This is a genomic window from Methylocaldum sp. GT1BB (genome assembly GCF_051027545.1).
Classification (GTDB): domain Bacteria; phylum Pseudomonadota; class Gammaproteobacteria; order Methylococcales; family Methylococcaceae; genus Methylocaldum.
In genome coordinates this window covers 2,401,777-2,417,512 of record NZ_CP194902.1, presented here as the reverse complement: position 1 = coordinate 2,417,512, position 15,736 = coordinate 2,401,777, and the positions used below count along the sequence as shown (strand labels likewise).

The 15,736-nt window shown below is 57.7% G+C and carries 15 protein-coding genes; 5 read left to right on the top strand and 10 right to left on the bottom strand.

The genetic code is table 11. From position 1 onward, the window contains the following. Positions 1-37 precede the first annotated feature (37 nt). Both clpS and clpA read left to right on the top strand, forming a co-directional pair. Positions 38-358 carry an ATP-dependent Clp protease adapter ClpS gene (gene clpS, locus ACR2TX_RS12185; protein WP_077728044.1) on the top strand — a complete coding sequence of 107 codons (321 nt, stop codon included), beginning with the start codon at positions 38-40 and terminating at the stop codon, positions 356-358. Between the two features lie 15 nt (positions 359-373). Then, complete coding sequence (gene clpA / locus ACR2TX_RS12180; RefSeq protein ID WP_077728043.1) at positions 374-2,641, top strand: ATP-dependent Clp protease ATP-binding subunit ClpA; 2,268 nt, start codon at positions 374-376, stop codon at positions 2,639-2,641. A 4-nt stretch (positions 2,642-2,645) separates the two neighbouring features. On the opposite strand, the gene infA is transcribed toward clpA, so the two are convergent. From infA to ACR2TX_RS12160, 4 genes are read right to left on the bottom strand one after another with little or no spacing between them, the layout of a single operon-like run. After that, positions 2,646-2,864, bottom strand: a complete 219-nt coding sequence (gene infA, locus ACR2TX_RS12175; RefSeq protein WP_026609371.1) for a translation initiation factor IF-1 — start codon at positions 2,862-2,864, stop codon at positions 2,646-2,648. A gap of 50 nt (positions 2,865-2,914) precedes the next feature. Continuing rightward, entirely contained in the window at positions 2,915-3,640 is a 726-nt protein-coding gene (locus tag ACR2TX_RS12170) for an arginyltransferase (RefSeq protein WP_077728042.1), read from the bottom strand. Further along, positions 3,637-4,341 (bottom strand): leucyl/phenylalanyl-tRNA--protein transferase, encoded by a 705-nt coding sequence (gene aat, locus ACR2TX_RS12165; RefSeq protein ID WP_077728127.1) that lies wholly within the window; start codon positions 4,339-4,341, stop codon positions 3,637-3,639. The genes ACR2TX_RS12170 and aat overlap by 4 nt, the downstream gene beginning before the upstream one ends. After that, positions 4,316-5,506 (bottom strand): GNAT family N-acetyltransferase, encoded by a 1,191-nt coding sequence (locus ACR2TX_RS12160; protein ID WP_077728041.1) that lies wholly within the window; start codon positions 5,504-5,506, stop codon positions 4,316-4,318. Before ACR2TX_RS12160 ends, aat begins: the two co-directional genes overlap by 26 nt. Positions 5,507-5,599: 93 nt before the next feature. On the opposite strand from ACR2TX_RS12160, the gene ettA reads away from it, so the two are divergent. Beyond that, positions 5,600-7,267 carry an energy-dependent translational throttle protein EttA gene (gene ettA, locus ACR2TX_RS12155; protein ID WP_086133571.1) on the top strand — a complete coding sequence of 556 codons (1,668 nt, stop codon included), beginning with the start codon at positions 5,600-5,602 and terminating at the stop codon, positions 7,265-7,267. Positions 7,268-7,553: 286 nt separating this feature from the next. On the opposite strand, the gene ACR2TX_RS12150 is transcribed toward ettA, so the two are convergent. Further along, positions 7,554-8,201: a glutathione S-transferase family protein gene (locus ACR2TX_RS12150; protein ID WP_434132273.1), complete on the bottom strand. Its 648-nt coding sequence runs from the start codon at positions 8,199-8,201 to the stop codon at positions 7,554-7,556. Positions 8,202-8,292: 91 nt separating this feature from the next. Here ACR2TX_RS12150 and ACR2TX_RS12145 point away from each other — a divergent pair, with 91 nt between their 5' ends. Both ACR2TX_RS12145 and ACR2TX_RS12140 read left to right on the top strand, forming a co-directional pair. Next, positions 8,293-10,035: a DEAD/DEAH box helicase gene (locus ACR2TX_RS12145; RefSeq protein WP_077728038.1), complete on the top strand. Its 1,743-nt coding sequence runs from the start codon at positions 8,293-8,295 to the stop codon at positions 10,033-10,035. A gap of 15 nt (positions 10,036-10,050) precedes the next feature. Further along, a complete protein-coding gene (locus ACR2TX_RS12140) occupies positions 10,051-10,938 on the top strand; it encodes an ATP-binding protein (RefSeq protein WP_077728037.1) in 888 nt (295 codons plus the stop codon). Between the two features lie 208 nt (positions 10,939-11,146). Here the strand turns inward: ACR2TX_RS12140 and ACR2TX_RS12135 are convergent, their stop codons facing one another. The 5 genes from ACR2TX_RS12135 to ACR2TX_RS12115 all read right to left on the bottom strand — a co-directional run bounded on the left by ACR2TX_RS12135 (position 11,147) and on the right by ACR2TX_RS12115 (position 15,734). Next, a complete protein-coding gene (locus ACR2TX_RS12135; RefSeq protein ID WP_077728036.1) occupies positions 11,147-12,265 on the bottom strand; it encodes a polysaccharide pyruvyl transferase family protein in 1,119 nt (372 codons plus the stop codon). Positions 12,266-12,298: 33 nt separating this feature from the next. After that, positions 12,299-13,867: an FAD-dependent oxidoreductase gene (locus tag ACR2TX_RS12130; RefSeq protein ID WP_077728035.1), complete on the bottom strand. Its 1,569-nt coding sequence runs from the start codon at positions 13,865-13,867 to the stop codon at positions 12,299-12,301. 71 nt (positions 13,868-13,938) lie between these two features. After that, positions 13,939-14,193 (bottom strand): YkgJ family cysteine cluster protein, encoded by a 255-nt coding sequence (locus ACR2TX_RS12125; protein ID WP_077728034.1) that lies wholly within the window; start codon positions 14,191-14,193, stop codon positions 13,939-13,941. Between the two features lie 4 nt (positions 14,194-14,197). Further along, positions 14,198-14,620: an HIT domain-containing protein gene (locus ACR2TX_RS12120; RefSeq protein WP_077728033.1), complete on the bottom strand. Its 423-nt coding sequence runs from the start codon at positions 14,618-14,620 to the stop codon at positions 14,198-14,200. 7 nt (positions 14,621-14,627) lie between these two features. Further along, the gene (locus ACR2TX_RS12115; RefSeq protein WP_077728032.1) at positions 14,628-15,734 is read right to left on the bottom strand and encodes a lysylphosphatidylglycerol synthase transmembrane domain-containing protein; all 1,107 of its coding nucleotides are present in this window, start codon (positions 15,732-15,734) and stop codon (positions 14,628-14,630) included. Between the last annotated feature and the right edge of the window lie 2 nt (positions 15,735-15,736).

The following is a 15,736-nucleotide window of genomic DNA, read 5'->3' as shown; positions in this document are numbered from 1 at the left end:
GCCGTGGTCTAGACATGTTGCAGTTCAAGGGCGAGAAATGGCACAACATCCTGATCACAAGCTCACAGACGATGTTGTCGTACAGGAAGCGAAGCCAAAACTTAAACGGCCACCGCTTTATAAAGTGATTCTGTTGAACGACGATTTCACTCCGATGGATTTCGTCGTTTTGGTATTGAAAACGTTCTTCGGCATGAGCGAGGAAAAAGCTACCCAGATTATGCTTCACGTTCATACGCGGGGCATCGGCGTTTGTGGCGTCTTCTCCAAGGACGTTGCAGAAACCAAAGTCCAGCTGGTGAACGATTATTCTCGGCAGCACCAGCATCCTCTGCTTTGCACAATGGAGGAAGCCTGAACAGGCCCTGATTCTATGTTAAGCAAAGAACTCGAATATTCATTAAACGTCGCGTTCCGATCGGCCTACGAGAAAAGGCACGAATTCATAACCGTCGAGCATCTCTTGCTCGCGATGCTCGACAATTCGATAGCCGTTGAAGTGCTTCGAGCCTGCGGCGCGAACATCGATCAATTGAGAAAGGATCTGACCGAGTTTCTGGATGAAACGACGCCGCTCATCCCGCCTGGCGTGAAGCGCGAAACTCAGCCGACGCTCGGCTTTCAGCGAGTCCTCCAGAGAGCGGCCTTTCACGTCCAGTCCTCGGGCAAGAAAGAGGTCACCGGCGCCAACATCCTGGTCGCTATTTTCAGCGAGCAGGACTCCCAAGCCGTTTATCTGCTCAACAAGCAGGACGTGACCCGCTTGGACGTCGTCAATTACATTTCTCACGGCATTTCGAAAGTTCGCGAAGATTCGGATGCGAGTCCGAAAAGCAGCACCACTTCGGAAAGCGACGAAGGTGAAGGCGCTGCCGCCAATCCTTTGGAAAAATTTGCTTCCAACCTTAACGAATTGGCGAAACGCGGAAAGATTGACCCGCTGATCGGACGCAAGGGCGAGATCGAACGCACCATCCAGGTCCTGTGTCGGCGTCGCAAGAATAATCCGTTGCTGGTCGGCGAGGCCGGCGTCGGTAAGACCGCGATCGCTGAGGGACTGGCCAAGAAGATCGTCGACAAAGAGGTGCCGGAAGTCCTGTCGGAAAGCACGATTTATGCGCTGGATCTCGGCTCCTTGGTTGCCGGAACCAAATACCGCGGCGATTTCGAGAAACGTCTCAAAGCACTGCTTGCACAGCTCAAGAAAGAGCCCAATTCGATTCTGTTCATCGACGAGATTCACACCATTATCGGAGCCGGATCGGCGTCGGGCGGCGTGATGGACGCCTCGAACCTGATCAAGCCGGTATTGGCCTCGGGCGAACTGCGCTGCATTGGGTCCACCACTTATCAGGAATATCGGGGTATTTTCGAAAAAGACAGGGCTCTGGCCCGTCGTTTTCAGAAAATCGATATCCATGAGCCTACTGTCGACGAGACCTACCACATTCTGCGCGGACTCAAGTCGCGGTTCGAAAAACACCATGACGTGAAATATTCACTGGCAGCGCTCCGCACGGCAGCCGAATTATCCGATCGGTACATTACCGACCGTCACTTGCCGGACAAAGCTATCGACGTGATTGACGAGGCAGGGGCCAGCCAGCGGCTGTTGCCGGTTTCCCGCCGGAAGAAGCTGATCGGCACTTTGGAGATCGAGGATATCGTCTCGAAAATCGCGCGCATTCCGCCGAAAACGGTTTCCACCAACGACAAGGACAAACTGCGGGATCTCGAAAAGAATCTGAAGATGCTGGTATTCGGCCAGGATGAAGCCATTTCGACCTTGGCCTCCGCGATCAAACTGTCGCGAGCGGGACTTCGTGAAGTGCAAAAACCCATCGGCTGCTTCCTGTTCGCAGGCCCAACCGGCGTCGGAAAAACCGAAGTCACCCGCCAGTTGGCCAAGGTACTGGGCATCGAGCTCATCCGCTTCGATATGTCCGAATACATGGAGCGGCATACCGTATCCCGATTGATTGGTGCCCCGCCCGGCTATGTAGGCTTCGACCAGGGCGGCTTGTTGACCGAAGAAGTCAACAAGCATCCGCATGCAGTGTTGCTTCTCGACGAGGTCGAGAAGGCCCATACCGATGTGTTCAACCTGTTGCTGCAGGTCATGGATCACGGCACCTTGACCGATAACAACGGACGAAAGGCCGATTTCCGGAATATCATCCTGATCATGACGACCAATGCCGGAGCCTCCGAGGGCGGCAGGCCGTCGATCGGTTTTACCCAGCAGGATCACTCCACCGACAGCATGAAGGTCATCGAGCGAATGTTTTCGCCCGAGTTCCGCAACCGGCTGGATGCCATTATTCAGTTCAAGCCGCTCAACCTCGACATCATCGGCCAAGTCGTCGACAAGTTCATGTTCGAACTGGAATCGCAACTGGCGGAAAAGCGGGTGTCGGTGGTTTTGGAGCCCGATGCGCGGGAATGGCTGGCCGAACACGGCTTCGACCCGTCTATGGGGGCGAGACCCATGGCCCGGGTTATTCAGGAAAACATCAAAAAGCCCTTGGCCGATGAAATCCTATTCGGCAAGTTAAGCGAGGGCGGAGTAGTGAGAATCAGCGTGGAAGATGGCCAACTGGCGTTTACCATCGAAGGCGTGCACGAAGCAGCGGAAGTCTGAGTTCTTAACGCTGACGAAAGGTGATTCGGCCTTTCGTTAAATCGTACGGCGTCATTTCCACTTTTACGCGGTCACCCGTCAGAATGCGGATGTAATGCTTGCGCATTTTGCCGGAAATATGTGCCGTAATAATATGACCGTTATCCAACTGGACGCGAAAAGTCGTATTGGGCAAAGTTTCGATCACTTTGCCTTCCATTTCGATGTGATCTTCTTTCGACATAAACCTCTCTCAAAAGTGAATACGAACAGTAAAAGCCGAATAATATCATATTAAGTTTCAAGCACGATATTCTCGCCTTTTTCCACCAGTACCCAGTCTTCGCCCACCAGAGCCTGTAGAGGACGAAACGAATTTTTATAGCTCATTTTTCGGCAACTGGATATCCAGAATCCGAGATATAGCCAATCCAATCCGCGTCGTTTGGTCTCCGCTACTTGCCACAAAATGGCATAGCTGCCCAGGCTGAGTGCGGGTAAATCGGGATCGAAGAACGTATAAACCGCCGAGAGGCCATCGGCCAAACAGTCGGTGACAGCTACTGCCAACAAGCTATCCCCGCGCTTAAACTCGTAGAAACCGGTCTCCGCCCATCCGCACGCAAGAAAACGAATGTAATCCTCCGCCGAGGATTCGGCCATATGGCCATCCGAATGCCGCGCATTGAGATACCGCAGGAAGAGTCGATAGTGCGCCTCTTCGAATCGAGCCGGCTTCAGAGCAATTTCCAAATCGGCATTCATCCGCTGAATCCGACGCTGCCCGCGATTCGGCCGAAATCGCGCGACCGGTATGCGTACCGGCACACAAGCCGAGCAATTCGAGCAGTGCGGCCGGTAAACCATGTCGCCGCTTCGACGGAAACCTCTGGTTGCGAGCCACGAATAAATATCGACATCCAATGACTCCCGTGGCGAAACATAAGCCATCTGCGCCTGCCTTCCCGGCAGGTAATCACAATCGTGCTCATAGCTGATGTAGAGCGGTATCGATTTCATAAAACCCCGCCCGCCGACTTCCAAGCCTCGCTCGAAACCGGCTGTTCACAATAAATTTGCAACAATTTCACGAACTCCGAGCGCGGAATCTCTTCCGCTCCCAAACTGGCTAAATGCCGGGTATAGACCTGGCAATCGATCAGGACATAACCCCACCGCTTCAAACAGTCGCACGCGAAAGCGAAAGCAGCCTTGGAAGCGTCAGTGACGTGGTGAAACATCGATTCTCCGAAAAACACCCGGCCGACCGAAACCCCGTAAAGTCCGCCAACGAGCGCCTCTTCCTGCCACGCTTCGAAGGAATGGGCCAGACCCAGATCAAAAAGATTGGAATAAGCCCGCTTCATCTCCCCTGTTATCCAGGTTCCACTCGCATAGTCTCGCGGCTCCGCACAAGCATCCATGACGCGGTCGAAACATACATCGAAACTGAAACGAAATTCACCGCGCCTGAGCCGCTTGCCAAGGCTCCGGGAAATCTTGATATTCTCGGGTTGTAGGATCAACCGCGGATCCGGCGACCACCAGAGAATCGGTTCGTCTTTGCCGAACCACGGAAAAACGCCGCTCCGATAGGCATTCACCAGCCGCCGCGCAGAGAGACACCCGCCCACTGCCAAGAGTCCGTTCGGTTCATCCAGAGCCGTTTCCACCGGCGGAAACGGCTCGTTTCGATCAAAGGGATTCAGAACGGTCAGCATGGTCGAAATTTTTGAAAGGCGAGTGGGCATTTAGTTCCGACATATAGGCGCGTACCAAACCCATCTCCCGCTCCAAAAAGCGTGCTATGGGGTCGCGGAATCCGACGTCGGCCAGCCAGTGGGCCGACCAGGTCTCGGTCGGCAGAAAGCCTCGACTGACTTTGTGTTCGCCCTGAGCGCCGGGTTCGAAGCGACGGAGGCCCTCCTCGATACAATATTCAATGCCCTGGTAATAGCAAGCCTCGAAATGAAGAGCGGTCACGTCCTCCGTGCATCCCCAGTAGCGACCGTACAATGCATCGCGACCGACGAGAAAAAATGCTGCCCCGACGATTCGTCCGTGTCGCTCGGCGAGAACCAAAAGGATTTGCTCTCCCATCTTTGCGGCAATCGCTTCGAAAAACTCGAGCGTCAGCGCCGGATAGTTGCCATGTCTCGCGAAGGTGGACCGGTAAAGCTCGTACACCGTACGCCAAATGTCGGGCTCCACTCGGTCGCCCCGGATTCTTCGCAACTCCACCGAGGCGTCCCGCACCTGCCGGCGCTCCCGCTTCACTTCCTTGCGCCGCTTGGCGGTAAAGCCCGACAAAAAGTCCTCGAAATCCCGGTAGCCCCAGTTTTCCCAGTGGAATTGACAGCCGAGCCGCTTCAACACGCGCTCCGAATGCAGCAATACCCGGTCCTGCGTGAACAACCAGTGCAGCGAGGAAACTCCTGCATCACGCGCCGCCTCGATCGCGAACTCAACCGCGGCTTCCGCCAAGCTATCCGAGTAACGCTCGGACGGAATCAGAAGACGCGGGCCCGTGGCCGGCGTGAACGGCGAGGCCACGACCAGCTTCGGATAATAGGGCATGCCTGCTCTTTCGTAGGCGTCCGCCCAGGCCCAATCGAAAACGAATTCGCCGAACGAGTTGAGTTTGAGATACGCCGGCAGGGCGCCTACCAGGCGGCGCTCGGAATCCTCGATCACCACATGGTAGGGAATCCAGCCGACGTGCTCGCCCAGGCAACCGCATTCCTCCAATGCGAGCAAGAATTCATGCCGTAGAAAGGGATAAGCGCCGTCGGTCAGCGCATTCCAGGCTTCGGGCTCGACCGCGCCGATATTGCGAATGATGCGCGACCTCAAGCCCGCCAACTGCGTCTTGTCTTGGGCATTCATCTCGTATCCTCAACAGTCAAAAGGCCGCATGCCGTGATCGATTCGCCAAACCATGAAATAATAACGCCTTTCCGCCAACACAATCCTGTCAAAATGGCTCAGTACATTTTCACGATGAACCGGGTGAGCAAAATCGTGCCGCCCAAACGCGAGATTTTGCGCGACATCTCGCTGTCCTTCTTTCCCGGCGCAAAGATCGGTGTGCTCGGCCTGAACGGGTCCGGCAAATCCACCCTGCTCCGCATCATGGCCGGCGTGGACAAGGAATACGACGGCGAAGCCCGGCCGCAGCCTGGAATCAAGATCGGCTTTCTTCCGCAGGAGCCTCAGCTCGACCCGACCAAGACCGTTCGCGGCAATGTCGAAGACGGCGTGGCTGAAATCAAGGCGTTGGTCGACCGCTTCAACGAGGTCAGCAACGCTTTCGGCGAACCCGACGCCGATTTCGACAAATTACTCGCCGAGCAGGCTGAACTCCAGGACAAAATCGAGGCTGCCGGCGCCTGGGAACTCGAACGCAAGCTGGAAATCGCCGCCGACGCCCTGCGCCTTCCGGACTGGAACGCCGACGTCACCAAGCTTTCAGGCGGCGAACGCCGCCGCGTCGCCCTGTGCCGGTTGCTGCTGTCGAATCCCGACATGCTGCTCCTCGACGAACCCACCAACCACTTAGACGCCGAATCGGTGGCTTGGCTCGAACGTTTCCTCCACGACTTTCAGGGCACGGTCATCGCCGTTACCCACGACCGCTATTTCCTGGACAATGTCGCCGGCTGGATTCTCGAATTGGACCGCGGCCACGGCATCCCCTGGGAAGGCAATTATTCCTCCTGGCTGGAACAGAAGGAAAAACGCCTGGAAATGGAGGAGAAGCAGGAAACCGCCCGCCAGAAAGCCATGAAGGAAGAGCTGGAATGGGTGCGCGCTAATCCCAAGGGCCGGCAGGCCAAGAGCAAGGCACGTTTACAGCGGTTCGAGGAACTGTCGTCCAGCGAATACCAGGCCCGTAACGAGACCCGCGAGATCTATATTCCGCCGGGGCCACGCCTGGGCGAACTGGTGGTGGAATTCGAGGGCGTCTCGAAGGGTTTCGGCGACCGACTGCTGATCGAGGACCTGAACTTCCGGCTGCCGCAGGGCGGCATCGTGGGCGTGATCGGCCCCAACGGCGTCGGCAAAACCACCCTGTTCCGCATGATGGCCGGTGCCGAAACGGCCGACACCGGCAATATCCGCGTAGGTCCGACGGTTCAGCTCGCCTATGTCGAGCAGTTCCGCGACGCCATGGACGACAAGAAAACCGTCTGGGAAGAAATTTCCGACGGCCTCGATATGGTCACGGTGGGCAAGTATCAGACGCCGTCCCGCGCCTATGTGGGCCGCTTCAACTTCAAAGGCTCGGATCAGCAGAAGCGCATCGGCGAGCTATCGGGCGGCGAACGCAACCGAGTTCATTTGGCCAAGCTGCTGAAAGCCGGCGGCAACGTGCTGTTGCTCGACGAGCCGACCAACGATCTCGACGTGGAAACCCTGCGGGCGCTTGAGGAAGCGCTGCTGGAATTCCCGGGCTGCGCCGTGGTCATTTCGCACGATCGCTGGTTCCTAGACCGCATCGCCACCCATATGCTCGCCTTCGAAGGCGATAGCAAGGTGGTCTGGTTCGAGGGCAACTATGCGGACTACGAAGCCGATCGCAAGCGTCGTTTAGGCGACGAAGCGGAAAATCCGCACCGGATCCGCTTCAAACCCTTGATGGGCTGAGAGCTTGTGGATAAACCTACTGCGCGATTCGAGTCCGCGCCTGCGGTGCTCAACGTACTCGATCTAACCAAGGCATCGCGTAGCGATTCTTTGAATCCCCCTCTCCCCTTATGGGAGAGGGCCGGGATGAGGGCCTGTACGCCGTGCTTTTCACGCCGGACCTCCGTGTCCGGCACCCTATGGGCGGCAACTGCCGTGCAAATCGGCATTCCTGCCGATTTGTCGGCACGGACTCGAACCGCTCGCGACGGTTTCTCACAAGCTCTGATTCGAAGCTGTAATATGGTTATTTCTTCGCAAAGAAGGCCGATATGGCGGCGGCTCGATCCGCCGCCACTTTCTTAACGTGCGGACGGGATTCCATCATGCTCATATAATCGGCGGCGCCGGTGACTTTCTGCAAGAAATCCTCACCGTAAATGCGTTGCGTGGCGGATGACAGCAAACCGAAACTGGGCCAGAGGGCACAATCGGCCGCCGTGAAACGATTGCCGGCTACATAAGGAGAAAATTTCGCGAGGCGATTGAACGCATCGATGCCCATACCGATTTTTTCCTTGACCTCGGCCTTGGTTTCATCCGAGGCTGAACCGCCGAAGAATGCCTCTCCGTACAGGCGCCGGACGACGAGTTCCACATTCAGCTCGAAATGTTGAATCAACTCCCGGCACTTGGCACGCTCGAAAGGGTCGGATGGATAAAGCGGATTTTGCGGAAACGCCTCTTCCAAGTATTCGAGAATGACCTGGGACTCCGAGAGCGGTCCTTTATTGGTTAACAAAAAAGGAATCTTACCGGCGGGCGAGAATTGCAAAATTGCTTCCTTATGGAACGGATTGGCCGCCTGCTCCTCGAACTCGATGCCTTTTTCCAGAAGAACCAGCTTGACCTTATTGTAATAATTGCTGATAGGAAAACCGCAAAGCTTAATCATCAATCCTCTCCTGAGTTAATAGCCGAAACGCCGGTTCCGAAAACCCAGAGTATCGTACATCGAACATCGCTCCACTAGCTCTATCGAACACATGACATTACCCAATTCAGTTACGTCCTTCGAACAATTAGCCATTGCCCAGCCCATCCTTCAGGCGCTCCGAGAGATCGGTTATGAAGCCCCGTCGCCTATTCAGGCGGAAAGCATCCCTCACCTATTGGAGGGACGCGATTTGCTCGGACAGGCCCAGACCGGCACAGGAAAAACCGCGGCCTTCGCAATTCCCATCCTGACCCGGATCGACCTGTCCCAGCGTTCGCCACAAGCCCTGGTGCTCGCGCCCACCCGCGAACTCGCCATCCAGGTGGCCGAGGCCTTCCAAACCTATGCCCGCCATCTCGAAGGCTTCCACATTCTGCCCGTTTACGGCGGCCAGGGCATGGGATCGCAATTGCGGCAACTCGCCCGCGGCGTCCATGTCATCGTGGGCACGCCGGGCCGGGTAATGGATCATCTCCGCCGCGGAACCTTGTCTTTGGATAATCTGACCACGCTGGTACTCGACGAAGCCGACGAAATGCTGCGCATGGGCTTCATCGAGGATGTCGAATGGATTCTGGAACAAACGCCGCAGACTCGCCAGATCGCGCTGTTTTCGGCCACCATGCCGACCGTCATCCGCAAAATCGCCGACCGGCATCTCAACAACGCGGCGGAAGTAAAAATCAAGGCGAAGACTGCCACCGTTGAGGCCATCAGCCAGCAATATTGGCTGGTCTCGGGCGTGCAAAAGCTGGAAGCCCTAACCCGCATTCTCGACGCGGAAGATTTCGACGCCATGATCATTTTCGTCCGCACCAAGACCGAAACCGTGGAGCTGGCCGAGAAACTGGAGGCTCGCGGGTATGAGGCCGCGGCCCTGAACGGGGATATGAGCCAGGTCTTGCGCGAGAAAGTCATCGACCGCTTGAAGAAGAATGCCCTGGACATCGTCGTCGCCACCGACGTCGCCGCGCGCGGACTGGACGTGGAGCGGATCACGCATGTCGTGAACTACGACATTCCCTACGACAGCGAAGCCTATATTCACCGCATCGGGCGCACCGGGCGCGCCGGGCGCAAAGGCAAGGCCATTCTGTTCGTCGCTCCGCGCGAAAGGCGAATGCTGCGCGCCATCGAGCAAACCACTAGACAACCCATACAGCAAATGCGGCTGCCTACCCTGCAGGACATCGCCGACCGCCGCATCGAGCAGTTCAAGGCTCAGTTGGTTCAAACTCTGGACGACGAGGACGTGAGCTTTTACCGGGAACTGGTGGACAAATTGGTCACCGACGAAATAGGCGATTCCGCCGATATCGCCGCCGCTCTCGCCTATCTGATGCATCGCGAACGTCCGCTGGAAGCTACCGAGGAACCGGAACTATCGGCTCCGGAACCGGTTCGTGAACGCCGGCGGGAAAGAACACGCCCGGAAGGAGGAACACTGCGCTACACCATCGACGTCGGCCGCGAGCACGGCGTGCAGCCCAAGGATATCGTCGGCGCCATTGCCAACGAAACCGGGCTTTCTTCCAAGCTGATCGGTCAGATCAAACTATTCGATACTTACAGCACGGTAGAACTTCCGGCCGATCTCCCGGACGATTTCTTTAGGCTACTGAAGAAAACCTGGGTAAAAAACCAGCGCCTCAATCTGCAATTGCTGGACAACGGCGGTCGGAAACCAGGCAAGAAGCCGGCAAAGTCCGGCGAACGCAAGTTCGGGAAACCGAAAGCCTCGGGGCAGGATAAACCGGCGGCGAAACGCCGCCCCAAAGAAGACCAGCCTTAAACCAGCCGTCCGTCTATGGAATTACTCGCACAACTGATCGCCAGGGCATCCGAACTGCTCGATCGTCTCGAAAGACGGATGCCTTCCGGGCCGGCGGAACCCGATTGGGAAGGCGCCATCGCCTTCCGATGGCGCGGGGCCGGTCACGCCAACCCTTTGCAACCCATCCGAAATCCTCACCGGCTGGCCCTGGCCGATATCTTGTGCGTCGACCGGCAAAAGTGCGAGCTGGACCGGAATACCCGGCAATTCCTCCAGGGATTGCCGGCCAACAACGCCTTGCTTTGGGGCTCGAAGGGTACCGGCAAATCCTCGCTCATCAAGGCTCTTCTCAACGAATATGCCTCCGTAGGTCTGCGTGTCATAGAGGTGGACCGGCAGCATTTGGTCGAGCTGCCGGACATCTTGGATCTGCTCTATCCGCGCTCGGAAAAATTCATTCTGTTCAGCGACGATCTTTCGTTCGAAGCGGACGATGCGGGCTACAAGGCTCTGAAATCAACGCTGGAAGGCTCGTTTAGCGCCCCGCCGGCGAATGTATTGATCTACGCCACCTCCAACCGGCGGCATCTGCTGCCCGAGTACCACGAGGAAAACCTGCAAGCCCGCCACGTTGAGGGCGAAATCCATCAGGGCGAAGCGGTGGAGGAAAAGATCTCGCTGTCTGAACGTTTCGGCTTGTGGCTGTCTTTTTATCCGTTCAATCAGGACCAATACCTGGACATCGTCCGGTACTGGCTGGACAAGCTCCACACCCCTTTGGACGACTGGGAAGCGGTGCGTACCGAGGCTCTTCGTTTTGCCCTTCAACGCGGTTCCCGCAGCGGCCGAGTGGCCTGGCAGTTCGCGAAGGACTGGAGCGGCCGCATGCAGCTCGATATTCGGCCGGCGAATAACCCCTGACCGTTTCAGATGACTACGGGAATCGACCGAGTATCACTCAGCGCCGAAGCAGCTAGAGCATTTTCTGATTCGGTGTACGGGAGCCCCATACGTAGGTCGGCAATCCCTTGCCGACGTACCGGCTCGGCAAAGGGCTTTGTCGGCAAGGGATTGCCGACCTACGTTCTTCCCGCCCCACACGAATCCGTACACCGGGATCAAAAACGCTCTAGCCTGATCTCGTCAGAAGACGGACGAGAAGCTGATTCGTCTCTCGCGCACGGGATTGGAGGGCGGGGAGCCGTCGCTTGATCCTGGCGCGAATTTCATCTCGCGTGTCCCAACAACGGTCTATCCTGGCGATGAGCTGACCGATCCCGACATCGCCCAGCGGCGGCGTTTCCATCTCCAGATCGTCAAGAAAACCTACGACTTTGGACGCGTAGGGAAGCGCCACGAAAGGTGTCCCCTGAAGGGCAGCGAAGATCAGAAAATGGAGCCGCATACCCACGGCGAACTCGAAACGCCCCAGAAGACCAAGCGTTTGCTGAGCAGAGTAATGCCGTCTCAGAATTTCCGCTCGTTCCGAATTGTGCATGTGCGCCACCACCCCGTGGCTGTGCTGGACGTCGGTCCGTTCCATCGGAACGAAAACGACGTCGGCATCGAGCCGGTCCACCATGAAATCCGCGGTATTGGCGAGCAGCGCGTGATAATGCTCCGGGTCGAGATCGGGAGCCGCAGGACCCGGCTCTCTGACCGAAAAGCCCACCAGGTGGCGTTCGAACTCGACACCCTCCGATTTAAGGGCTTCGAGCGGAAGCGGCTCCGGACGTAGGAGCAGAGCGGGATCGGCGGTCAGATGAATCTCGCGATCGATCCCGACGTCTTCGAGCAGCCGATAACCTTGGCGATCCCGCACCGTGATGATGGCCGCGTGGTTCAAAGCCTCGCGTACCGCGCTACGCGCACTCGAATCCGTGAGTGGCCCCGCGCTCACCGCGTACACGACCACAGGAACCCCGAATTCATGCGCGAGAAACACTTCCCTCAAGTAGGTCTCGGCGTCGCGATCGTAAAGAATGCCGCCTCCACCGAGGATAAACAGATCGAGCCCCTCCACTTCCTGGCTGACTTCTTTCCGGGTCAGGTTCCGGACCGGGACAGCACGCTCGACCTTGTGCCGGCTCAGCGTATCCTCAGGGTTCCGCGAAAAAACCGTGATCTCGGCCTCGATGGACCGGCGCAACTGGCTCACTATGCCGTCCAGAATGGCCTCGTCGCCGAGATTCATCCCGCCGTAGGATCCTGAAATGCCGATGCGGAATCGTCGGTTCTGCTGATCCATCGACTGTCTCCGAAAATCATCTCAACCCAAACCTCAAAGCGGCGAAAGCGACGGCCAGGAGAGCGCGATTCCCTGCCGCCGAAGCAGGGATTGGAAATCTTCCAGCAGTGCCTTGCGGCTTCTCACGAAGCGCGGCGGAACCTTGCGCTCAAGGCAGAACGCCGCCAGCAGCCCCGCCGCCTCGCCCACGTTCCATTCGACATGGTGTACCCGATAAGCTCCGTTCGTGATGTGCGTCACGCCCAGGTTCTTGCCGCCGGGCAATAGGTTTTCGACGCGCACCGGCAGCAACGATCCGAGCGGAATCTGGAATGGCCAGCAGCCGAGGTCCAGGTAACCGGCGCCGCTGGTACGGGGGTGGAGATCGATGCGGTAACATCCGATGCCGACCGAGTCGTCGAAAAATTCGGGACCGTCCGGTCGGAGCGGATGTGCAATCTGCTGTTCGAGTACGGTGAACTCGGCCCGGATGCGCCTGGACTCCCGGATGTAAGGCGCCGGCGCGAGTCCGTCGACGGTCCCGCCGACCACGTCCCGGCGAAGGCGGAGCCCTCGATATCCGATTCCTCCGTCCGGCCGCGGAGCTTCGGTCTGGAGCCAGTAAAGCAGACTGAGGCTGAGTTGCCGCGCGGCCTCCAGATTTCGTGCCTGCTCCACTTCGTCGACGCCGCAGACCGGTCCGAACCAGTAATCGTTCTGGGGCCAATTGACTACGCTGACGTCGCTGGGCGCGAAGCCATGCTCGAAGTTGGTGACATCCAAAATTCGACGAAAGTGCCACCAGGGCCGTCCGTCCTCCGCCTCAAACAAGAAACGCGTCAACGGCTCGTGGGTTTCGGGCCGACTCGTAGTCCAGCCGAGCAATCGCCCCGGCCAGTCCGGCGGCCGGTAATCACGCCACAGCTCGTATTGCCGTGGCTTATCGATAGTGTGGTCCTCGCCGGGAAGGTACTCCATGGCGAAGCAAACCGTGATCGCCTGCTGATCCTTGGGATCGGCCATCTCGGACGCGTGGGGCTCGCCGGTTTCGGCGCGGGATTCGGCGCCCAGCACATGTTCCACTCCGGCCAGGGCGAGCAACTCGCCCTGCGGAGTCGCGTCGATGAAATAAGATGCTTCGATCAGGGTGTCACGTCCGGATTCAAGACCTCTGACGACCACCCCGGTCACCCGATCACCGTGGGTCCATGCGTCAATCGGGCGATGGGGGTGCATAACGAACATTTTGCCGCTGAGTTGATACGGGGCGATCATCTGATGGAGAACCGCGACCGCGACGCGCGGATCGTGGCAGAGTCGGCTGACCCAACCGTTGCCCGGATTGAGATGCTTCGCCGCCGTTGCCACCGGCGTGAGCGGCAAGTGCGCGCGGTAGTATTGGCGGATACCTTCCCGCAGCGCCTTATAGCTGGCCGTCGCGCCGAATTCCTCGATCCACGGATGCTCGTCCGGGGGAACCGCCTGATTCGTCAACTGACCGCCGATCCAGTACGTTTCCTCGGTCAGAACGACCCGATATCCCACCCTGGCCGCGCCCAGGGCGGCAGCACAGGCGCCAAGCCCTCCTCCGATGATGGCGACATCCGTGCGAAGAACCTCCATGCCTGATCTCCTCCGTTCACTCCCTGGATATTGACTGTTGCGAACGGTGCGAGTTCTGGTTCGCCGGCGGACTACGGGAGCGTCGCATCTTCCAGCCAGGTCAGATAGGCGATCGCCTCTTCCCGGCTGTTGCCGCACATTTCCTGCGACGGCTGCAGTCCCGCGCAACAAGCCGGACGGCCGGGCTGCCCGAAAATGGCACATCGAAAATCAGGGGTCAGATGGATGCACCGAACGCCTGACGGCTTGCCTTCGGGCATGCCGGGAAGCGGGCTGGAAATTGATATGGCGATGCAGCAGGCGCCGCAGCCGGTCCGGCAGTCCATGGTCTCAATCGAAAAAGACAAAATGTTGCAAAGGCGCGGCTCCGAGCTTTCGCCTGATCTCCATGATAGTAGGTGCGTCGTAAGGCAACGGATCGAAGCGACCCCAAATCGGACCGGGCCACGCCGGATCGCCTCGATAGCGCACCACATGGTGAAGGTGAAGCTGTGGCACCAGATTGCCGATGGCGGCGATATTCATCTTATCGGCACGAAACAGCTCCGACAGCGTACGGGAGATGTGGGACGATTCCCGCATAAGCTGAACCTGGTCCTCATCCGTCAACTGATAAATCTCGCTAAGCTCTTCCCGCTCCGGAACGAGGATGAACCACGGATAGCGGTTCTCATTCATCAGCAAAAGCCGGCACAACGGAAAATGGCCTAACTGAATACAATCCTGCGACAAACGAGGATGCAATTCGAACATAAAGGGCTCAATCGATACCGATTCGCGGCTGCCGGACATCGGAGCCATACACGCGCTTAACCCAACGCGTCATGACCGGCACGCCGATGATCAAATAGGGATAGTAGCTGATCAGCCGCCACAGAATGGCCAGACCCAGGGCCACGCCAGCCGGGGCGAAATCCCCGAACAGCCAGGAAAAACCGAGTTCGGCGACGCCGGCGCTGCCGGGAGTCGGCGAAAGAACCATGACTATCCATAACACGGCTTGTCGACCAATGGCGAGCAGATGATCGAACAATGTCATCGGCACAGGGGAAAAAGCCGCAAGAACGCAGTTCAAGACCAGATATCGGCCTATCCATGCAAGCGATGTCGCCACCCAAACCTGAAACCAGAAAATCGATTTCCTATCCCGCAAATCACGCGAGGCCGTGAGCAGGTCGTTGACCATGTGCAAGCCTCGCGAGCGCCAGAAGCGGAACATCCGTAGCATGAGCAGCCTGGTCAGCCACCAGTTGATCCAGTGCGGCGCTACGAACAATGCCGCAATAAGCAGTATCAAGTAGACGACCAGCCCACCCCAAGCCACCCAAAACCCGACCATCATGCTGGTTCCGAGCAGTTCCGACCGAATGTAGTGCAAGGGCGCGAAAATGTCGGCCTGAGGAACGAACAGGCTCGCGAAGAAAGGGAGCGAGGTATAGAACACCTGATCGAGAAAAACCGTGGTAAATACGATCGCGGTGCTGCGACCGATGCTGATCTGTTCTTTGACCAGCATAAACACCGCAACGGCGGCTCCGCCGACCATGGATGGCGAAACCGCGGCGAAGAAATCCCAAAGGAGGATTATTTCGAGACAGGTCCGCCACTCCAGCTTACGGTCGGTCAATATCCGCAATTGCCACATGTAGCCGAAATCGCGCAGCATCATCATCAGGAGCGCCAAAGCAATCCAGAAGACCGAACGCGAAGTCCAGGCGAAACGATCCAGCACCTCGCCCATCGGAAGGCCGCTCTTGACCCATTCGCCATACAGCGTGTAGCCGACGATACCCAATCCCAAAACGACCGGTAACAGAATTCGCCCGGGGCTGAACTGCTTAAGAAGCTCGGACGTCTTCGCGACCATTC